Origin of the sequence: Bradyrhizobium huanghuaihaiense, assembly GCF_025200885.1 — a bacterium.
Lineage (GTDB): Bacteria > Pseudomonadota > Alphaproteobacteria > Rhizobiales > Xanthobacteraceae > Bradyrhizobium > Bradyrhizobium huanghuaihaiense.
In genome coordinates this window covers 1310096-1330714 of sequence record NZ_CP104172.1, presented here as the reverse complement: position 1 = coordinate 1330714, position 20619 = coordinate 1310096, and the positions used below count along the sequence as shown (strand labels likewise).

Genomic DNA, 20619 nt, shown 5'->3' with positions numbered 1-20619 from the left:
ACGTTCATCCCCCGATGCATTGTCTCGCTCTCGGAGGATGTCCCCATGCTTGCGCCATCGGGCGAATTGCTGCGCGCCGGTGTGGCGCTCAAGCTCAACCACGTCAAACGCGCTGCTCAATCCTATCTGCGTGACCAGACCAGCCAAGCCACCGGCAAGGTGACGTCTTACGCGGTGGCCGGCGGGCTGTTCGCCGTTGCGGGCCTGTTCGTTGTCGCAGCCTTCTTTGTCGGGCTGATCGCCCTGTACCGCTGGATCGCCATCCACTACGGGCAATTCTGGGGCTTTGGCGCTGTCGGCGCAGTGCTGCTGGTGCTGGCTGCGGTCTGCGCCGGGGTGGCGATGGCGCAGATGAGGCGGAAGCCCAAGCCGATCGTGCCGCTTGCGAGCCGTCTGCGCGTGGCGGTCGCAACACCGCGGATCCCGCGCGGAACGGTCAAGCAGGCGGTGAAGGAGGTCGCCACGACGATTCCATTGGCGCCGCTCGCGCCGGGTGAACGCGGCCATGGCAACAAGAGCCGGCCAGTTCGCACCAACCGGCCCGTGCAGCTTGGCCTGATGCTCGCAGCGGTCGGGCTGCTCGGCGTCACGGCAGCGCGCCGGCGGCGCCACGGGCACCGGTTGGAGACCTGACATGTTGATGCGGCGCTCCGAGCCAATCGACAGCTGGCTGCTGGTTGCGGCCACGGCCGTCTTCGTGCTCACGGCGGAGCGCTACTTCCAGGATTCCGGCCTGGTCCGTCCGGGACCTCCGCCGGACCACCGCAACAGCGAGGCTAACTCACCAGAAACGAATCCGGCGGCCGCGGCCGCGCAACCCGGCCGCGGCCGGCGCTCGAAAAGTCCGTTCGCGATCCCCTGGGCCGGCTGGAAGGATATCTTCTGGCGCACCTATCAGCGCATCGATGATGATCGGCTGCTCGCGACCGCCGGCGGCGTCGTGTTCTTCGGACTGCTCGCGATCTTCCCCGCCGTCACCGCGCTGGTCTCCTCTTACGGTCTGTTCGCCGATCCCTCGACGATCAGCTCCAATCTGCAGACGCTAGCGACCATGCTGCCAGAGGGTTCCTTCCAGATCGTCGAGGACCAGGTCGCGCGCGTGGTGTCGCACGGCAATACCACGCTCGGGGTCACCTTCCTGGTGGGCCTCGTGCTTGCGATCTGGAGCGCCAACGCGGGGGTCAAGGCCATCATCGACGCCCTCAATGTCGCCTATGAGGAGCGCGAGAAGCGCAGCTTCCTCAAGCTCAACATGGTGTCGCTGGCCTTCACCGTCGGCGGCATCGTGGCGCTGCTGCTGATGGTGGGTGCCGTCGTCGCCTTCCCGCTTGCGCTCAACCATCTCGGCATGGCGCCGGAAAGCAAGCTGATCGTGGCGCTGGCACGGTGGCCGCTGCTGTTCGTCATCCTGCTCGCCGCGCTCGCCATCCTCTACCGCTTTGCGCCCAGCCGCGATGCGCCGCGCTGGCAGTGGCTGAGCGTCGGCGCGGTGACGGCCGCCATTCTCTGGATCGCCGGCTCGGCGCTGCTGTCCTGGTATCTCTCGGAATTCGCCAACTACAATGCGACCTACGGCTCGCTTGGAGCTGCGATCGGCCTGATGATGTGGATGTGGATGTCGGCCATCGTCATCATGTTCGGCGCCGAGCTGAACTCGGAGATCGAGCGGCAGACGCTGCGCGACACGACGACCGGTCGCCCCAAGCCGCTCGGCACCCGCGAAGCCGTCTCGGCCGACACGGTCGGCGCCGCCGCGCCATTTTGACCGGTGGCGGTCAGGCCGGCAGCCGGCCTGACCGCATCCCGAACGTATCAGCGCCGGGTGATCACGGCTTCCAGATATTCGCTGTGCACGACGATCGTACCGTCGTCGGCATGATTGAACTCTCCGAGCAGCGCCAGCAGATCGCGCTTCAGCGCCGCCTGACCGGTCTCGTCGAGCGCGGCAAACGCCTTCAGCGTGGGTCCGTAGAAGGTCTTGAAGATTTCGAGCCAGTGCTCAGGCGAGCGATAGCGGAACACGAACATGCGCGGCTCAGCGGCGATCTCCGAGGCCTGACTGCCAAACATCTCCTCAAGCCGCGCCTGTGTGCCCCACAGGGCCGGCGACTTCACGCCGGCCGGCGGCGGCAGATGCTTGCCGATGGTCTTGAACAGCTGGCCGATGAAACCCTGCGGCGTCCAGTTGGCGAGGCCGATCTTGCCGCCCGATTTGCAGACCCGCGCGAGCTCGGAGGCCGCCTTGTCCTGGTCCGGCGTGAACATCACGCCGAAGGTCGAGAGCACGACGTCGTAGCTGGCGTCGGCAAACGGCAGCGCTTCGGCATCGGCCTCGCGGAATTCGATCATGAGATGTTCGGCCGCCGCCCGCTCGCGCCCGCGCTTGAGCAGCGCCGGCACGTAATCGGTGGACGTGACGTCGCACCAGCGCCGCGCCGCGGCCAGCGTCGCATTGCCGTTGCCGGCGGCGACGTCCAGCACCTTGCTGCCGGCACGTATGTCGAGTGCCTCACAGAGCTGTTCGCCGACGATCTGCAAGGTGGTGCCGACGACGGCATAGTCGCCCGACGACCAGGCGCCGTGCTGGCGCTGCTTGACGGCGGCAAGATCGGGCTGGGCTGCGGCTGGCTTGAGCACGGCGGATGTCGACATGGCAATCTCCTGCGGTTGTAAACGCCGGGACGATAGGGCGCATGCGGTTCGCTGGCCTTGAGAGCGGCGTTATTTTACGCTGAGAGCGCCTTGATTTCCGAACGGGAGCCGAGGGGGAATTGTGACGTTTCAGTTCGAGGATTTCCTGCTCGACCCCGAGCGCCGCGAATTGCGGCACGCGGACACGCTCGTCGCGCTCGAACCGCAAGTGTTCGACCTCCTGACCTACCTCGTCCGCAACCGCGAACGCGTGGTGACGCGGGACAACCTGCTCGATGCGATCTGGAACGGCCGCGTCGTCTCGGAATCGACACTGACGAGCCGGATCAATGCAGCGCGCCGCGCGGTCGGCGACAATGGCGAGGAGCAGCGGCTGATCCGCACCGTCGCGCGCAAGGGCGTGCGGTTCGTCGGCGCGGTGACCGAGCTGGCCGGCGCCGCCAGACCAGCTGGGACAGACGAGCCGCCCGCACCGCCGACGGGTCTGCCGCTGCCCGATCGCCCCGCGATCGCGGTGCTGCCCTTCACCAACATGAGCGGCGAGGCCGGGCAGGACTATTTCTCCGACGGCATCAGCGAGGACATCATCACCGCGCTGTCGAAGCTACGCTGGTTCTTCGTCATCGCGCGCAACTCCTCCTTCATCTACAAGGGCCGCACGGTTCATTTGCGGCAGGTCGCCGAAGAGCTCGGCGTGCGCTACGTCGTCGAGGGCAGCGTCCGCAAGGATGGCGAGCGCGTCCGCATCACGGCGCAACTCAACGACGTCGCCACCGGCAGCCATCTCTGGGCCGAACGCTACGACCGCGAGCTCGCCGACGTCTTCGCCGTCCAGGACGAGATCACCGAGGCGATCGTCGCCGCGATCGAGCCGCAGCTCTATGCCGCGGAGAATTTTCGCGCCCAGCGCAAGCCGCCCGACAGCATGGATGCCTGGGACCTCGTCATGCGCGCGCTCTCGCACTACTGGCGGGTGACGCGGCAGGATCACGTGGTCGCCCAGGCCCTGCTCGAAAAGGCCATCGCACTCGACCCCACCTACGGCAAAGCGCTCGGCCTGCTCGGCACCAGCTACATGTTCACCGCGCATATGGGCTGGATGGACATGGCCGTCGCGCTACCCGCCGCCGAGCGCGCGGCGCGTGCCGCGATCCGCGCCGACGACGAGGACGCCTGGGCCCACAACGCGCTCGGCCACGTCCATCTGTTCGCGCGACGGTTCGAGGACTCGCTGGCCGAGTTCGAGACCGCGCTCCGGCTCAATCCGAACTTCGCGCTGGCGCAGGGCTATCATGGCCTGGCGCTCGGCTATTGCGGCCGCTGGCAGGAGGCGGACGAGGCGGCGCGCCGGGCGATCCGCCTCAGCCCGCGCGATCCCTATGCCCCGGTCTATTTCGGCATCGCCGCCTATGCGCGTTTCCTCGGCGGCGACGACGTGGAGGCCATCCGCCTGGCGCAGGAGGCCTTGCGCCAGCGCAGCGACTTCGTCGGCGCACACCGGGTCCTGACCGCGGCCGCCGGCATGGCCGGGCATCGCGAGGTCGCGGCGGCGGCCTTGAGGGAACTGCGCCGCGCCCAACCGAACGTCTCGCTCGCCTGGATCGCCGAGTTCATGCCGATCAAGCTCCCCCATGACCGCGAGCGCTACCTCGAAGGCTTTCGCCGGGCTGGCCTCACTTGAAGCCCGAACAGGCCGCTATCCCCTCGAATCAACAATGATGTTAAGCTCGTGCGGCTTGGGGGAGCATGAGGCGTGACGGGTTCGCAAACTGGCCCGTGTTTTCCCGGGTGAGGCTGTCAGCTCTTGAGGCGTAACGCGCGGCATGATTCGCATTTCGACGATCTTCATCGCCATCTGCATGGTTCTGGTCGCGGCTTCGCTCGGGCTGGTGCTCTACGCGGCCGTCGGCATCAGCGGAACCGAATCCGCGATCGTGGCGCTGACCGCGCTGACCTTCCTCATCCTCTACAACGCGGTGTCGATGCGGCTGCGCGACCGCAGCGACGTCGGCGGCCAGATCGCCGACCTCTCGCGCGGCACGGCCGACCTCGCCCGCCAAGTGGCGGAGTTCGGCCGCCGGCTGGCGGCGATGGAGGGGCGTATCGCCTCGTCCAACTCGACCAATTCCGACCGCATCCAGTCGGTGGTCGGCGAGATCAATGAGCTCGGCGGCCTGGTCAGGCAGCTCGCTTCCACCGTATCGGCGCATGAGGACCTGCTGGCCGGCGCCGCGCCTGGACCTGCGGCAGCGGCAGTGGCAGGACCGGAGCAGGAAGCGCCGATCGACCTGATCGCGCCGTTCGAGGAGCGACAGGCCGCCGCGCCGCCGCCTTTCCCCGCGCCTCCCGCGGTGCCGCCGCGGCCGGCAGCGGCGGTTCAGACCCACACCGCCAATGCCGTCCCGGCCGCCAACGGACGTAACCAGACCCAATTGCTGGCGACGCTGCGCAACGCGATCGACGAGAACCGCATCGACATCTTCCTCCAGCCGATGGTGACACTGCCACAGCGCAAGGTGCGGTTCTACGAGGCCGTGACGCGGGTGCGCGACGAGCGCGACCAGCTGATCGCCGCCGAGGACTTCATCAGCATCGCAGAGGCCTCGGGGCTGATCGGGCGCATCGACAACATGGTGATGCTGCGCTGTGTGCAGGTGCTGCGGCGCCTGATGGTGCGCAACAAGGATGTCGGCGTGTTCTGCAACGTCGCGGCCTCCACGCTCGGCAATTCCACCACCTTCGCGCAATGCCTCGACTTCCTCGAGGCCAACCGGGCGCTGGCACCGTCACTGGTGCTGGAGTTCAAGCAGTCGACCTTCCGCAATCTCGGTCCGGCCGAGACCGAGAACCTCGCCGCGCTCGCCCAGCGCGGTTTCCGCTTCTCGATCGACCATGTCACGGATCTCCGGATCGAGCCGCGCGAGCTCGCCGACCGCGGCGTGCGCTTCATCAAGGTGCCGGCCACGTTGCTGCTCGACCCCAGGCAGGCCTCGACCTCCGACATCCACCCGTCCGACCTCTCGGACCTGCTCGGCCGCTTCGGCATCGACCTGATCGCCGAGCGGATCGAGGGCGAGCGCGCCGTGGTCGATTTGCTCGATTATGACGTGCGGTTCGGCCAGGGGTTCCTGTTCGCGCCGCCCCGGCCATTGCGGCCGGAGGGGGCATCTGCTACCGGCGGGGCCTCGCCGAACCAGGCGCAGGACACTCAGGGACCCAATGGCTCCGGCACACAAAGCTCAGGCGCGACGTCTTCGGCGCCTCCGCCCCAGCGTATCACCGGCAACGCGGCGCTCGCGCGCCGCATCTGATCGGCCGCACGCATCATGACCACGCTGCATTTCGCCGAAAGCCTGCGCGAGCTCGTGGGCGGGGTCGATGTCGTGCTCAGCGACATCTGGGGGGTCGTGCACAACGGCCTCGAATCCTTCCCCGAGGCTTGCGAGGCGCTGCACACCTATCGCAGCCGCGGCGGTACGGTGATCCTGATCACCAACGCGCCGCGCCCCGCCGACTCCGTGCAGCGGCAATTGCGCAAGCTCGGTGTCGCCGACGAGACCTATGACGCGATCGTGTCGTCGGGCGACCTGACCCGGCTCTATGTCGCCGAGCATCCCGGCCGCAAGATGTTCTGGCTCGGCCCCGAGCGCGACAATTCGATCTATCGCGGCCTCGATGCGACGACCGCTCCGCTGGAAGAGGCCGACTACATCGTCTGCACCGGCCTCTATGACGACGAGACCGAGACCGCCGAAGACTATCGCGGCATGATGCTGAAGGCGCGCGAGCGCAAGCTGACGCTGGTCTGCGCCAACCCCGACATCGTGGTGGAGCGCGGCGACCGGCTGATCTATTGCGCCGGCGCGATCGCGGAGCTCTACCGCGAGCTCGGCGGCGAAGTGATCTTCTACGGCAAGCCGCACCGGCCGATCTACGAGCGCGCCATGCGGCTAGCCGGCGAGCGCCAGGGCCACATGATCGACCGCAAGAAGGTGCTGGCGATCGGCGATTCCGTCCGCACCGACTTAACTGGCGCGCGCGAATTCGGCATCGACTGCCTGTTCGTCACCCGCGGCATCCATGCCGAGGAGTTCGAAGGCCTCGACCAGCTCGACCCGGCCTCGGTGATGGAATTGTTCGGCCACCCGCCGAAGGCCTTGATGCGCGAATTGAAGTGGTGATCTTTTAGCACCGTCATTCCGGGGCAGTGCGCAGCACTGAACCCGGAATCTCGAGGTTCTCAGGTGCGCAATTGCGCACCATAGTTCGCCCTTCGGGCGCCCCGGAATGACACTCCCAACGCAGAAAGCCCGGGACGAGCGCCCGAGCTTTCCAAATTCAGCCGAAAACTCTGGCGCGCTTACGCGCTCGCCATGTCCGGGAAGACCGCCTCGATCTTGGTCTTCAGCGTCGCCGCGTTGAACGGCTTGACGATGTAATTGTTCACGCCGGCCTTCTTGGCCGCGATCACGTTCTCGGTCTTCGATTCCGCCGTGATCATGATGAAGGGCGTGGTGGCGAGGTTCGGATCCGCGCGCACTTCACGCAGCAGGTCGTAGCCCGTCATCGGCTCCATGTTCCAGTCGGAGATCACGAGCCCGTACTTCTTGCCGCGCATCTTGTTCAGCGCCGCCGAACCGTCGCTGGCATCATCGATATTCTCGAAGCCAAGCTGCTTCAGCAGATTCCTGATGATTCGGATCATGGTGCTGTAGTCATCAACCACCAGAACCGACATCGACAAATCAACCGCCATCTCGACTCCCCCAACGCATACCCAGGAATATTACGATCGGACCTGCCAGGCGGGAGGCCCGTCCAGTTCCACGTTCCAAGGACTAGCACCAAGGCGTTAAACAGCCCGTTAACTGGGGGCGCCCCCGAAGAATTGTAATCCTGCTCAACCGGGCCCTCCTCCCACGCTTGACTTCATCGGGCGGCTCGCGCCACGGTCCCGGCCGGTCCCGCCGGCTCGAGAATTCCCCTGATGGCCCCGCAATTTACCGTTATTCGCGACACCACGCCGGATTCCGCTATTCCCCGGGGCGCCGTGGTCGCCATGGGCAATTTCGACGGGGTTCATCTCGGCCACCGGGCCGTCATCGCGGCGGCCCTGGAAATGGGCCGGACGCATGGCCGCCCTGCGCTGGCATTGACCTTCGAGCCGCATCCACGGCGGTTTTTCAGCCCCAACACCCCGCAATTCCGCCTGACGGACGAGCGGGCCAAGCTGCGGCTTCTGGCCGGCACCGGGCTCGCCGGCGCCGTGGTCATGACCTTCGACAAGGCAAGGGCCGGCACCAGCGCGCAAGACTTCATTCACCATGACCTGATCCGGCGCCTTGGCGTCAGCGGCATCGCGGTCGGCTACGACTTCCATTTCGGCAAGGGACGGGTCGGCTCGCCGGGCCTGCTTGTGAACGAGGCACCCCGGCTCGGCATCGAGGTCGACGTGCAGCCGCATGTCGATATCGACGAACGGCCGGTCTCCTCCAGCGCCATCCGGATCGCGCTCGCCGAAGGCCAGCTCGACGAGGCCACCACCATGTTGGGCGCGCCCTGGTTCGTCACCGGCGAGGTGATCCATGGCGAGAAGCGCGGCCGCGACCTCGGTTACCCCACCGCCAACATCCGCCTGGACACCAATTGCGGTCTCAAGCACGGCATCTACGCGGTCCGGGTCGGCCGCGGGCCTGAGCGTCTCGACGGCGTGGCCAGCTTCGGCCGCCGCCCGACCTTTGATAATGGCGCGCCGCTGCTCGAAATCTTCCTGTTCGACTTCAAAGGCGACCTCTATGGGCAGACACTGGACTGCGCGTTCGTCGGCTTCATCCGCGAGGAGCTGAAATTCGACAGTCTGGCGGCCCTGATCCGGCAGATGGACGACGATTCCGCCCGCGCCCGCACTATCCTGGCCGCCGCCCCGGACGCGTTTCCGCGGCTCGGCGTCATCGACTGAGGCCGAAACGGGCCTGCCGGACCTTTGCGCTTCCTCCGCCCCCCTGCTATGGAGAGCCCATGTTTGCGCGGCGCATCATAGGGATTAGCGGCCCGGCTTCCGCCTGAGCTTTTGGCTCGGCGCAAGACCGGGATTTCGTCGTTTCACCCCCGCGATTCCATGTCGCCATCCGTTCCCGCGCCCTTCCGAGCCAGTCAGCCTCATGTCCGAAAAGCCGCAAAAGTCCCAAAAGACCGAAGCCAACGACTATTCCAAAACCCTGTTCCTGCCGCAGACCGAATTCCCGATGCGCGCCGGCCTGCCGCAGCGCGAGCCGGAGATCCTGAAATACTGGAACGACATCGGCCTCTACGACAAGCTGCGCAAGGAAGCCGAGGGCCGCGCCAAATTCGTGCTGCATGACGGGCCGCCCTACGCCAACGGCAACATCCATATCGGGCACGCGCTGAACAAGATCCTCAAGGACGTCGTGACCAAGAGCCAGCAGATGCTCGGCTTCGACTCCAACTACGTGCCGGGCTGGGACTGCCACGGCCTGCCGATCGAATGGAAGATCGAGGAGGAGAACTACCGCAAGAAGGGCAAGCAGAAGCCCGACTTCCGCGACTCCACCGCGATGGTGGCATTCCGGAAGGAATGCCGCGCGTATGCGACCCACTGGATCAACGTGCAGCGCGAGGAGTTCAAGCGGCTCGGCATCATCGGCGACTGGGATCATCCCTACCAGACGATGAGCTATCCCGCCGAGGCGCAGATCGCGCGCGAGCTGATGAAGTTCGCGGCCAACGGCACGCTCTATCGCGGCTCCAAGCCGGTGATGTGGAGCGTGGTCGAGAAGACTGCGCTTGCCGAGGCCGAGGTCGAGTACGAGGACTACACCTCCGACATGGTCTGGGTGAAATTCCCGGTGACCTCACCGGCCCATGGCGTGCTGGCCTCCGCGAGCGTCGTGATCTGGACCACCACGCCGTGGACGCTGCCGGGCAACCGCGCCATCTCGTTCTCGCCGAAGATCGCCTACGGCCTCTTCAAGGTGACGGATGCGCCCGCGGACAATTGGGCGAAGACGGGCGATCTCCTGATCCTGGCCGACGCGCTCGCGGCAGACGTGTTCAAGCAGGCGCGCGTGACGGCTTACGAGAAGGTGCGCGACATTCCCGGCGACACGCTGGATGCCGTCGAATGCGCCCATCCCCTGCGCGGGTTCGGCGGCGGCTACGAGTTCGTCGTGCCGCTGCTCGCCGGCGAGCATGTCACCGACGACACCGGTACCGGCTTCGTGCACACCGCGCCGAGCCACGGCCGCGAGGACTTCGACGTCTGGACGGCCAACACCCGCGAGCTCGACGCGCGCGGCATCCCGACCGCGATCCCCTACACCGTCGACGAGAACGGCGCCTACACCGCACAGGCCCCCGGCTTCACCGGCAAACGCGTGCTCAACGACAAGGGCGAGAAGGGCGATGCTAACGAGGCCGTGATCCAGGCGCTGATCGAGGGCGGCAAGCTGCTCGCGCGCGGCCGCCTCAAGCACCAATATCCGCATTCGTGGCGCTCGAAGAAGCCGGTGATCTTCCGCAACACGCCGCAATGGTTCATCGCGATGGACAAGGACATCAGCGAGGACGGCCACGCGAAGAAAGGCGACACGCTGCGCGCCCGCGCGCTGCATGCGATCTCGGTCACGCAATGGGTGCCGCCGTCCGGCGAGAATCGCATCAACGGCATGATCGCCAACCGTCCGGACTGGGTGATCTCGCGCCAGCGCGCCTGGGGCGTGCCGATCGCCGTGTTCGTGCGCGAGAAGGCGGACGGCTCGGCCGAGATCCTGCAGGACGAGATCGTCAACCAGCGCATCACCGAAGCCTTCATGGAGGAAGGCGCGGACGCCTGGTACATGGACGGAGCCCGCGAGCGCTTCCTGGGATCGCGCGCGAGCGAGGACTGGAAGAAGGTCGACGACATCTGCGACGTCTGGTTCGATTCCGGCTCGACGCACGCCTTCGTGCTCGAGGATCGCCAGAACTTCCCGCAGCTCGGCAACATCGTCCGCAAGGTCGACGGCGGCAACGACACCGTGATGTATCTCGAAGGCAGCGACCAGCATCGCGGCTGGTTTCACTCCTCGCTGCTGGAAAGCGCGGGCACGCGCGGCCGCGCGCCCTACGACATCGTGCTCACCCACGGCTTCACGCTCGACGAGAACGGCCGCAAGATGTCGAAGTCGATCGGCAACACCGTCGAGCCGCAGAAGGTGATCAAGGATTCGGGTGCGGACATCCTGCGCCTCTGGGTCTGCGCGACCGACTATGCCGACGACCAGCGCATCGGCCCGGAGATCCTGAAGAACACCATCGAGACCTATCGCAAGCTGCGCAACACGGTCCGCTGGATGCTCGGCACGCTGCATCACTTCAAGCCGAGCGAGAAGGTCGCTCATGCCGAGATGCCGGAGCTCGAGCGGCTGATGCTGCACGAGCTTGCCAAGCGGGCCGCCGTCATCCGCGCGGCTTACGCGGTGTTCGACTACAAGACCGTCGTCGCCACGCTCTCAGCTTTCCTGAACAGCGAGCTGTCGGCCTTCTACTTCGACATCCGCAAGGACACGCTGTATTGCGATCCGCCGTCCTCGCCGGCGCGCAGGGCGGCGCTGACGACGATCGACCTGTTGTGCGAGTCCGTTCTGAAGTGGCTCGCTCCGATTTTGAGCTTTACCGCCGAGGAGGCGTGGCGGATGTACAGGCCGAAGGCCGAACCATCGGTCCATCTCACGGTGTTCCCCGGTGCAATGGATGAATTCCTCGACGACAAGCTCGCCGCGAAATGGGAGATCATTCGCGACGTTCGCCGCGTCGTCACCGGCGCGCTCGAGCTCGAACGCGCCGCCAAGAACATCGGCTCCTCGCTAGAGGCCTCGCCGGTGATCTATGTCGCCGACCGGACCATGCTGATGACGCTGTTCGACACCGACCTCGCCGAAATCTGCATCACCTCGAACTACGAGGTGCGTGAGGGCGAGGCGCCGGCGAACGCGTTCCGTCTCGATGCCGTGCCCGGCGTTGCCGTCGTGGTCGAGAAGGCGGTCGGCACCAAATGCGCCCGCTCCTGGAAGATCTCGCCGACGGTCGGCGAAGACCCCGAATATCCCGACGTCACCCCGCGCGATGCGAAGGCGCTGCGCGAATGGAAGGCGCTGGGGGTTGGGGTTTAACTCACTGTCGTCCCGGCCTAGTGCGCAATTGCGCACGGGGCCGGGACCCATAACCACCGCAGCTGATTGTCGCGAAGGCTGATGACTCCGAGTCATTCCAACAACATCCGCCACGGAGTATCGCGACGAGCGCATAGCGCTCGCGCGGCGGTCCCGGCCTCCGCCGGGACGACGGCGGTGTTTGTGGCGGGCGTCCCGGCATGACCCCCCTCCGCGCCGGCATCCTCGCGGCCATCGCGACGGTCATCCTCGACCAGGCCTCAAAACTCTGGCTGCTGAACGAATTCGACCTCGCCCGTCGCGGCGTCGTAAAGGTGACGCCGTTCTTCGACCTCGTGCTGGCCTGGAACATCGGCATCAGCTTCGGCTGGCTCCAGAACGACGGCCAGGCGGCGCAGATCGCGCTGATGGCGGTCAAGGCCATCGCGGTGGTCGCGCTGGCGATCTGGATGGCCCGCTCCCACACCCTGCTCGCCACGATCGCGCTCGGCCTGATCATCGGGGGCGCGATCGGCAACGGCATCGACCGCCTGGCCTATGGCGCGGTGGTCGATTTCGCCCTGTTTCACATCGATATCGGCGGAAATACCTATAATTGGTACGTGTTTAACCTCGCGGACGTGGCCATCGTTGCTGGGGTGGCAGCGCTATTGTATGATTCCTTCCTGGGGGTACCCGCCGCAAAAGCGCCCTGATCCCGGCCGATACGACCGGCAGGTGGAACCTTGCTTTTGCGAGGGTTTAAGCCGCTTGCGAGCGGCAAACTGCCACAATTTGGAACAGGTACAGTGATGCGCAGCTCGAAGACCACCGGTTCGATGGTTCGAGATCCCCGGGCGGGGTTCTGGCAGGCATTGAAATTATCCGCCGTGGCGCTCGGCATCGGTCTCGTCATGTCGGCAGGCGCGGCCCGCGCCGGTGACGACGGCGACGATGAAGACGACATGACCTTCGAAGAGAAGCTCATCGACAATCTGATGTCCGGCATCGGCGCCAAGAGCATGGAGAAGAAGGGTATCGAGTACCGCGAGCGCTCCCCGCTGGTGGTGCCGCCCAAGCTCGACCTGCCGCCGCCCGCCGGAACCGAAGCCAAGAATGCACCGAACTGGCCCAAGGACCCTGACGAGAAGCGCCGCAAGGAAGCGATCGCCCAGCGGAAAAAGGCCGTCAAGGCAACGGAGAACTGGCAGGCCGCCCAGCCGCTGACGCCCGCCGAGATGAAGGCCGGCCAAGTCACCGCCCCGGAGCGCACGAGCAACGATCCGATCCAGCCGGGCACCAACGGCAACCCCTCGCTCAGCCCCGCGCAGCTCGGTTACTCCGGCGGTCTGTGGAATATGATGAAGGGCGTCGGCGGCACTCCCGAAGAGAAGAAATTCACCAGCGAGCCGCCGCGTCAGTCGCTGGTCGAGCCGCCGCCGGGCTACCAGACGCCGTCGCCGAACTACGCCTATGGTGCCGGCAAGGACAATACGAAGCGGACCTATTTCGACATCATGTCGGGCAAGGACAAGGAACAATAGCGTTCCTCGTCCGTCGCACCATCCGGGCAGACGCCAGACCGGCGCCGGCGGCTGCTGCCCGCCGGACGCGGTCTATAAATTGCTTATCAGTAACTTGCCTAAGCGTTGAGTTCTCTGCTTCGTGACGCGAAGCCTCAGCCGCACGGTATACCATGCCGTGCCTTCCGAGCCGGACATCCGGGCTCGGCCTGTCATAAGGATCATGATGTCCGCTAACCGATCGGCTGCCTGCCTCCTTGCCGCGCTGCTTTCGACCAGTGTCCTGTCGGCCGGCGCCGCCGTTGCCCAGACCACGGTGACATCGGCACCACCCGCCAGCTTCACGCTTCCCAACGGCCTGCAGGTCGTCGTGATCCCGGATCACCGCACGCCCGTGGTCACGGAGATGATCTGGTACAAGGTCGGCTCGGCCGACGAGACGCCGGGCAAATCCGGGCTCGCACATTTCCTCGAGCACCTGATGTTCAAGGGCACCTCGAAGCATCCGGTCGGCGAGTTCTCCCAGACCGTGCTCCGCGTCGGCGGCAACGAGAATGCCTCGACCTCGGTCGACTACACCAACTACTACCAGCGCGTGCCGAAAGAGCAGCTGCCGACCATGATGGAGTTCGAGGCCGATCGCATGACCGGCCTGATCCTCAAGGACGAGAACGTGCTGCCCGAGCGCGACGTGGTGCTCGAAGAGTACAACATGCGCGTCGCCAACAATCCCGAGGCGCGGCTCAACGAGCAGATCATGGCCGCGCTCTATCTCAACCATCCCTATGGCCGGCCGGTGATCGGCTGGCATCAGGAGATCGAGAAGCTCGATCGCGAGGACGCGCTGGCCTTCTACCGCCGCTTCTACGCGCCGAATAACGCGATCCTGGTGATCGCCGGCGACGTCGAGGCCGCCGACATCCGTCCGCTGGTCGAGCGCAATTTCGGCTCCATCCCGGCCCAGCCCGCGATCCCGGCGCGCCGCGTCCGCCCGCAGGAGCCGGAGCCGGCCGCCCCGCGCACCGTCACGCTGGCCGACCCGCGCGTCGAGCAGCCGAGCCTGCGCCGCTATTATCTGGCTCCTTCCGCAACCACGGCCGCGGCCGGCGAGAGCGCGGCGCTCGACGTGCTGGCGCAGCTGATGGGCAGCGGCAGCAACTCCTATCTCTACCGCGCGCTCGTCGTCGACAAGCCGCTCGCGGTCTCTGCCAGCGCCAGCTATTCGAGCATCTCGCTCGACCCGACCCAGTTCGCGATCTCGGCTGCGCCGAAACCCGGCGTCAGCTTCGCAGAGGTCGAGCAGGTGGTCGACGGCGTCATCGCCGACATCGCGCAAAACCCGATCCGCGCCGAGGATCTGGAGCGCGTGAAGACCCAGCTCATTGCCGAGGCGATCTACGCCCAGGACAACCAGGCCGTGCTGGCGCGCTGGTATGGCGGCGCGCTGACCACGGGCCTGTCGATCGAGGACATCAGGAGCTGGCCCGACCGCATTCGCGCGGTCACTGCCGAGCAGGTGCGCGCCGTTGCGCAGAAATGGCTCGAGAAGAAGCGCTCGGTGACGGGCTACCTGATCAAGGACACCGCAGCCGCCAAGCGCGAGGAGAAGCGTTCGTGACCTATCCCTTTCTTCGCGCACGACACTTCGCACTGTCCCTCGCCACCGGCGCTGCGCTCGCGCTCGCCACGGTCTCGCCGTCGCAGGCGGCGGCAAAGATCCAGCGCCTGGTCTCGCCCGGCGGCATCGAGGCCTGGTTCGTGCAGGACGCCACCGTGCCGCTGATCGCCATGGAATATTCCTTTGCCGGCGGCTCGGCCCAGGATCCCAAGGACAAGTCGGGCGTCGCCAATCTGGTCGGCGACCTGCTCGACGAAGGCTCCGGCGATCTCGACTCCAAGACCTTCCACGAGCGGCTCGACCGCCGCGCCATCGAGCTCTCCTTCAGCGCCAGCCGCGACAGCTTTCGCGGCAGCCTGCGCATGCTGCGCGACAACAAGGACGAGGCCTTCGACCTGCTCAGGATGGCTCTGACCTCGCCGCATTTCGACACCGCCGATGTCGAGCGCATCCGCTCGCAGGTTCTCTCCGGCCTGCGCCGCGAGACCACCAACCCGTCATCGCTGGCGAGCCGCAAGTTCCTGGAGGCCGCCTTCGGCGATCATCCGTACAGCCGGCAGAGCAACGGCACGCTGGAGAGCGTGCCGACCATCACGGTCGCCGACCTCAAGGACTATGTCGGCCGCGTGCTCGCCAAGGACGGGCTGAAAGTCGCTGTCGTCGGCGACGTCGATCCGGCGACCCTGGGCAAGCTGCTCGACCACACCTTCGGCAGCCTGCCCGCCAAGGCCAATCTCGTGCCGGTACCCGACGTCGACGCGGCCAAGCCGCCGCAGCGCGCCTTCGTGCCGCTGGACGTGCCGCAGACCGTGATCACCTTCGGTGGCCCCGGCGTGAAACGCAGCGACCCCAACTTCATGGCGGCCTACGTCGTCAACCACATCCTCGGCGGCGGCGGCTTGTCCTCGCGGCTCTATCGCGAGGTCCGCGAGAAGCGAGGCCTCGCCTATTCGGTGTTCGAATCCCTGCTCTGGATGGAACATTCGGCGGTCTTCATCGGCAATACCGGCACCCGCGCGGACCGCGCCGGCGACACCATCGACGCCATCGAGAAGGAGGTGCGCCGCATCGCCGAGGAGGGTCCGACGCAGAAGGAGCTCGACGAGGCCAAGTCCTACCTCAAGGGCTCGCAGATGCTGGCGCTCGACACCTCCTCCAAGCTGGCGCAGGCGCTGCTGCAGTACCAGCAGGACAAGCTGCCGATCGACTATATCGAAAGGCGCAATGCCATCGTCGATGCGGTGACGCTGGATGATGCCAAGGCGGCCGCCAAGCGGCTCTGGGGCCAGGGCCTGCTGACGGTCGTCGTCGGCCGCGCCCCACAGGCCGCCGCGCAGCCGGCGGCCACGGCGCCCAAGTCAAATTAGCAAGTCCAACTAGCAGTCGGACTGACCGCTTCTCCATACGCCTTCTGAAATGGCCGGGCTCGCCCCGGCCATTTGCGTTTTCCATGAGCGCCATTGCCGAACCTGGACGTCCGCGATATGTCCGGACATCACGAATGGTGCCATCATGCTGCGGATATCCCGCGATCTCGTCATCGACGAGGACGACATCGAGATCGGCTTCGTCCGCGCCTCCGGCCCGGGCGGGCAGAACGTCAACAAGGTCGCGACCTCGGCCCAGCTGCGCTTCGACACGCGCAAGCTGACCTTGCCCGAGGATGCAGCGATCCGGCTCGCCCGCATCGCCGGCCAGCGTATGACCAAGGACGGCGTCATCGTGATCCACGCCCAGCGCTTCCGGACCCAGGAGCGCAACCGCCAGGACGCCATCGACCGCCTCGTGGAAATCCTCAAGGAGGCCATGGTGCGGCCGACGCCGCGGCGCGCCACACGGCCGACCTACGCCTCCAAGCAGCGCCGGCTCGAAGGCAAGAAGCGCCGTAGCCACGTCAAGGCCGGGCGCGGCGGCCGCTTCGACGACTAGTTGGCACGGCAAAAAACTCCGGCCGCAAGGCGACCGGAGTTTTGCCGTTCCGTGACCCGGTGTCAGTAACGCTTGCCGGTAGCCGGGCTGCCCGTCGCGGCATCGTCGGCCGTTCCCTTGTGCGCAGCGCTGCCCGTGGTGCCGACCGCGCCCTTCGTTCCTTTGCTCGACTTCATGCCGGTCTTCTCGCCCGCTGCGCCCGGCTGAGCATCCATCTCCTCATCGCCGCTGCCCATCGTGCCGCCCTGCATGGGCTTGCTTTGCACGGTGCCGCCAGGCCTGGCGCCGGACGACGTCCCTTGCGCGAGAACGGGCGTCGCAATGAGGGCCGCGAGAGCGCATGCGATTGCAGAGGTCTTCACCAACTTCATCCATTATCTCCTGGATTTTTTGCGATGAACGGTTCGGCTGCCTTCTGCGCCGTTCGCCTGCACCGGACCGGTTCATCGCGTAGAGAGTTCGAACGGCGCGGTGCTGATGCAATCCGCGTCGTGTGGTGATCGTTTAGGGTTTTCGCGGCGCTTTCGCGGAATTGTGCTCCGCATATAAGGCGGCGCGGAACACCACACGCCACAAGCATCTCCGCGCGCAGCGAAACAGCCCGCTACTACCACCGCATGTTTGGCCGCGCCTAGTGTTTGCGCACGTTGATGTCGATGGCGGATTCTTGGCGATGCGCGTGGTCGTGTTGGGATTGTGCACCGCGATGGTGCTAGTGGCGCGGGTTGCCGATGCGCAGATGCCGTTGCCGGCCGCAAAGCCGCCGGATGGTGCCACATTATTCAAGCAGCAATGCGCGGTGTGTCACACCTTGAGCCTGTCGGAGCCGATGCGGCAAGGCCCGCCCCTGGTCAAGGTCGTAGGCCGGCCCGCCGGCAAGGCCGAAGGCTTCAAATACTCGGAGGCGATGTCGAAAGCGGACTTTGCCTGGGACGAGACCCGGCTCGATGCGTGGCTGGCCAATCCGCAAGCCGTCATTCCTGGCGTGATCATGGCCTACTGGCAAGCCAAGCCGGAGACGCGCGCCGCCATCATCGCCTTTCTGAGGGAGCAGAACTGAATGGCAAAGCCGGTCCATTCCATGATCCGCGTGTTCGACGAGGCGCGCTCGCTCGACTTCTACAGGCGCGCTTTCGGCCTGGAGGTCGCCGACCATCTGAAGTTTTCCGACTTTGCCTTGATCTATCTGCGTCACCCCTCCTCACCTTTCGAGGTCGAGCTGACGGTGAATTTCGATCGCAAGGAGCCGTATGCGCTCGGCGACGGTTACGGCCATCTCGCCGTGGTGGTCGAGGATCTCGATGCCGAACATGCCCGCTTCGAGCACGAGCAGCTCGCGCCGGGGCCGTTGCGCGATTTCAAGCATGACGGGCGAACGCTGGCGCGCTTCTTCTTCGTCAGCGATCCCGATGGCTACAAGATCGAGGTGATCCAGCGGGGCGGACGCTTCGGCTGATCACATCACAAGAACCAAATCACAAAAATTACGGAGGAATGCCATGAGAGAAGTCGATCGTCGAAGCAAACACAGCCGCCGCGTCTTTCTCAAGGGCGCGGCGACCGCCGTGCCGGTCGTAACAGTCGCGACCAGCGTCGCCGTCAGCATCGAAGGCGCCTGGGCCGATGATGCGAGCGCGCTGTCGCCCGCGACGATGAAGACGCTGCTGAAGGTCGCGCGCGACATCTATCCGCACGATGTCCTCGGCGACAGCTATTACATCACCGCGATCAAGCCGTGGGACGGCAAGGCGGCGAAGGATCCCGCCGTCAAAGCACTGATCAGCGACGGCATCAACCGGCTCGATCAGAACGCGCGCGATCGCCACAAGGTCGGTTATGCCGAGGTGCCCTGGGAAGCCGACCGCGTGGTGCTGCTGAAGGAGATCGAGGGAAGCGACTTCTTCCAGAAGGTGCGCGGCGACCTCATCGTGTCGCTCTACAACCAGAAAGAGGTCTGGCCGCGGTTCGGCTACGAGGGCTCCTCCGCCGAGCATGGCGGCTACATCAATCGCGGCTTCGCCGACATCGACTGGCTGCCGAAGGCTTAAGCTCACCCAACGGTTCAGGAGAACGCATATGGCAAAATTCGATCTGAACGACTCCAGCGTTGTGGTGATCGTCGGCTCCGGCGCTGGCGGCGGCACGCTGGGCAACGAGCTCGCGCAGAAGGGCGTCAAGGTGGTGATCCTCGAAGCAGGTCCGCGCATCGAGAACCAGGACTTCGTCAACGACGAGTGGGAGAGCTTTTCGCAGCTCGCCTGGACCGACGCGCGCACCACGTCGGGGACGTGGCGCGTCGCCAAGGATTTTTCGGGCCTGCCCGCCTGGATCGTCAAGGCGGTCGGCGGCTCCACGACGCATTGGGCCGGCGCCTCACTGCGCTTCGACGAGCACGAGTTCAGGGTCAAGAGCGCCTATGGCAACATTCCCGGCGCCAATCTCCTGGACTGGCCGGTGACGCTTGCGGAGATGGAGCCATGGTACGCCAAGGCCGAGAACAAGATGGGCGTGACCCGTACCAACGGCATTCCCGGACTTCCCGGAAACAACAACTTCAAGGTTCTGGAGGCCGGCGCAAAGAAGCTCGGCTACAAGACCGTGCACACCGGCAACATGGCGATCAACAGCCAGCCGCGCGACGGACGCGGCGCGTGCCAGCAGATCGGCTTCTGCTTCCAGGGCTGCAAGTCGGGCGCGAAATGGTCGACGCTCTATACCGAGATTCCCAAGGGCGAGGCGACCGGCAATCTCGAAGTGCGGCCGAGCAGCATGGCGGTCAAGATCGAGCATGATTCCAACGGCAAGGTGACCGGCATCGTCTACGCCGACGTAACAGGCGCGATGCAGCGCCAGAAGGCGCGCATCGTCGCTGTCGCAGGCAATTCGATCGAGAGCCCGCGGCTGCTGCTCAACAGCGCTTCGACCATGTTCCCCGACGGTCTCGCCAATTCATCGGGACAGGTCGGCCGCAACTACATGCGCCACATGACCGGCAGCGTTTACGCGGTATTCGAGAAGTCGGTGCATATGTATCGCGGCACCACCATGGCCGGCATCATCCGGGATGAAGCCGTCAACAATCCGAAGCGCGGCTTCGTCGGCGGCTACGAGATGGAGACGCTGTCGATCGGCCTGCCCTTCATGGCGGCGTTTCTCAATCCCGGTGCCTGGGGCCGTTCGTTCACGTCAGCGCTCGACGGTTATCCCAGGATGGCCGGCATGTGGCTGGTCGGCGAGGACATGCCGCAGGAGACCAACCGCATCACGCTCGACCCCGTCGTCAAGGACAAGTTCGGCCAGCCGGTCGCAAGCGTGCATTTCGACGATCATCCCAACGACGTCGCGATGCGCGCGCATGCCTACAAGCAGGGCGCCGCCGTCTACGACGCCGTCGGCGCCACCGTGACCTATCCGACGCCGCCCTATCCGAGCACCCACAATCTCGGCACCAACAGGATGAGCGAGAAGCCGCGCGACGGCGTGGTCAACAAGTTCGGACAGAGCCACGACGTCAAGAACCTGTTCGTCTCCGACGGCAGCCAGTTCACCAGCGGCGCGGCCTGCAATCCGACGCTGACCATCGTCGCGCTGGCGATCCGGCAGGCGGACTACATTGCCGGGGCGATGCAGAAGAAGGAGATCTAAAGCCCGATAGGCAGACCGCTCTCTCCTCCGTCATTGCGAGCGGAGCGACGCAATCCAGAATCTCTCCGCAGAGATAGTCTGGATTGCTTCGTCGCAAGCGCTC

The 20619-nt window shown here is 65.7% G+C and carries 19 protein-coding genes; 16 read left to right on the top strand and 3 right to left on the bottom strand.

What is annotated here, in order from left to right:
* Nucleotides 1-45 precede the first annotated feature (45 nt).
* Together N2603_RS06245 and N2603_RS06240 are read left to right on the top strand one after the other, a co-directional pair.
* Nucleotides 46-633 carry a phage holin family protein gene (locus tag N2603_RS06245; RefSeq protein WP_018648373.1) on the top strand — a complete coding sequence of 196 codons (588 nt, stop codon included), beginning with the start codon at nt 46-48 and terminating at the stop codon, nt 631-633.
* Between the two features lies 1 nt (nt 634).
* Nucleotides 635-1765: a YihY/virulence factor BrkB family protein gene (locus N2603_RS06240; RefSeq protein WP_018648374.1), complete on the top strand. Its 1131-nt coding sequence runs from the start codon at nt 635-637 to the stop codon at nt 1763-1765.
* A gap of 47 nt (nt 1766-1812) precedes the next feature.
* Here the strand turns inward: N2603_RS06240 and N2603_RS06235 are convergent, their stop codons facing one another.
* On the bottom strand, nt 1813-2652 hold the full coding sequence (locus N2603_RS06235; RefSeq protein ID WP_260388075.1) for a class I SAM-dependent methyltransferase: 840 nt from the start codon (nt 2650-2652) through the stop codon (nt 1813-1815).
* 121 nt (nt 2653-2773) lie between these two features.
* Here N2603_RS06235 and N2603_RS06230 point away from each other — a divergent pair, with 121 nt between their 5' ends.
* The 3 genes from N2603_RS06230 (at nt 2774) to N2603_RS06220 (ending at nt 6833) form a co-directional block, all read left to right on the top strand.
* On the top strand, nt 2774-4333 hold the full coding sequence (locus N2603_RS06230; protein WP_260388074.1) for a winged helix-turn-helix domain-containing tetratricopeptide repeat protein: 1560 nt from the start codon (nt 2774-2776) through the stop codon (nt 4331-4333).
* Nucleotides 4334-4475: 142 nt separating this feature from the next.
* The gene (locus tag N2603_RS06225; RefSeq protein ID WP_260388073.1) at nt 4476-5963 is read left to right on the top strand and encodes an EAL domain-containing protein; all 1488 of its coding nucleotides are present in this window, start codon (nt 4476-4478) and stop codon (nt 5961-5963) included.
* Nucleotides 5964-5978: 15 nt separating this feature from the next.
* Entirely contained in the window at nt 5979-6833 is an 855-nt protein-coding gene (locus N2603_RS06220) for a TIGR01459 family HAD-type hydrolase (RefSeq protein WP_018648378.1), read from the top strand.
* Between the two features lie 179 nt (nt 6834-7012).
* Here N2603_RS06220 and N2603_RS06215 read toward each other — a convergent pair whose 3' ends face one another.
* Nucleotides 7013-7408, bottom strand: coding sequence for a response regulator (locus tag N2603_RS06215; protein ID WP_007596883.1), 396 nt, complete (start codon nt 7406-7408; stop codon nt 7013-7015).
* A gap of 231 nt (nt 7409-7639) precedes the next feature.
* On the opposite strand from N2603_RS06215, the gene N2603_RS06210 reads away from it, so the two are divergent.
* The 7 genes from N2603_RS06210 to arfB all read left to right on the top strand — a co-directional run bounded on the left by N2603_RS06210 (nt 7640) and on the right by arfB (nt 16871).
* Nucleotides 7640-8611 (top strand): bifunctional riboflavin kinase/FAD synthetase, encoded by a 972-nt coding sequence (locus N2603_RS06210; RefSeq protein WP_260388072.1) that lies wholly within the window; start codon nt 7640-7642, stop codon nt 8609-8611.
* 202 nt (nt 8612-8813) lie between these two features.
* On the top strand, nt 8814-11822 hold the full coding sequence (gene ileS, locus N2603_RS06205) for an isoleucine--tRNA ligase (RefSeq protein WP_260388071.1): 3009 nt from the start codon (nt 8814-8816) through the stop codon (nt 11820-11822).
* Nucleotides 11823-12022: 200 nt separating this feature from the next.
* Nucleotides 12023-12517 carry a signal peptidase II gene (lspA, locus tag N2603_RS06200; RefSeq protein ID WP_260388070.1) on the top strand — a complete coding sequence of 165 codons (495 nt, stop codon included), beginning with the start codon at nt 12023-12025 and terminating at the stop codon, nt 12515-12517.
* Nucleotides 12518-12613: 96 nt separating this feature from the next.
* A complete protein-coding gene (locus tag N2603_RS06195; RefSeq protein ID WP_026312893.1) occupies nt 12614-13345 on the top strand; it encodes a hypothetical protein in 732 nt (243 codons plus the stop codon).
* Between the two features lie 205 nt (nt 13346-13550).
* A complete protein-coding gene (locus tag N2603_RS06190) occupies nt 13551-14942 on the top strand; it encodes a M16 family metallopeptidase (protein WP_026312894.1) in 1392 nt (463 codons plus the stop codon).
* Entirely contained in the window at nt 14939-16309 is a 1371-nt protein-coding gene (locus tag N2603_RS06185; RefSeq protein WP_260388069.1) for a M16 family metallopeptidase, read from the top strand. The genes N2603_RS06190 and N2603_RS06185 overlap by 4 nt, the downstream gene beginning before the upstream one ends.
* 145 nt (nt 16310-16454) lie before the next feature.
* The gene (arfB, locus tag N2603_RS06180; protein ID WP_260388068.1) at nt 16455-16871 is read left to right on the top strand and encodes an alternative ribosome rescue aminoacyl-tRNA hydrolase ArfB; all 417 of its coding nucleotides are present in this window, start codon (nt 16455-16457) and stop codon (nt 16869-16871) included.
* Between the two features lie 62 nt (nt 16872-16933).
* Here arfB and N2603_RS06175 read toward each other — a convergent pair whose 3' ends face one another.
* A complete protein-coding gene (locus tag N2603_RS06175; protein ID WP_018648386.1) occupies nt 16934-17242 on the bottom strand; it encodes a hypothetical protein in 309 nt (102 codons plus the stop codon).
* 302 nt (nt 17243-17544) lie between these two features.
* On the opposite strand from N2603_RS06175, the gene N2603_RS06170 reads away from it, so the two are divergent.
* From N2603_RS06170 to N2603_RS06155, 4 genes are read left to right on the top strand one after another with little or no spacing between them, the layout of a single operon-like run.
* Complete coding sequence (locus tag N2603_RS06170) at nt 17545-17931, top strand: c-type cytochrome (RefSeq protein ID WP_260388067.1); 387 nt, start codon at nt 17545-17547, stop codon at nt 17929-17931.
* A complete protein-coding gene (locus N2603_RS06165; protein ID WP_260388066.1) occupies nt 17932-18327 on the top strand; it encodes a VOC family protein in 396 nt (131 codons plus the stop codon).
* A gap of 43 nt (nt 18328-18370) precedes the next feature.
* On the top strand, nt 18371-18919 hold the full coding sequence (locus tag N2603_RS06160; protein WP_260388065.1) for a gluconate 2-dehydrogenase subunit 3 family protein: 549 nt from the start codon (nt 18371-18373) through the stop codon (nt 18917-18919).
* Nucleotides 18920-18947: 28 nt separating this feature from the next.
* Nucleotides 18948-20516 (top strand): GMC family oxidoreductase, encoded by a 1569-nt coding sequence (locus N2603_RS06155; RefSeq protein WP_260388064.1) that lies wholly within the window; start codon nt 18948-18950, stop codon nt 20514-20516.
* The last annotated feature ends 103 nt before the right edge of the window (nt 20517-20619 follow it).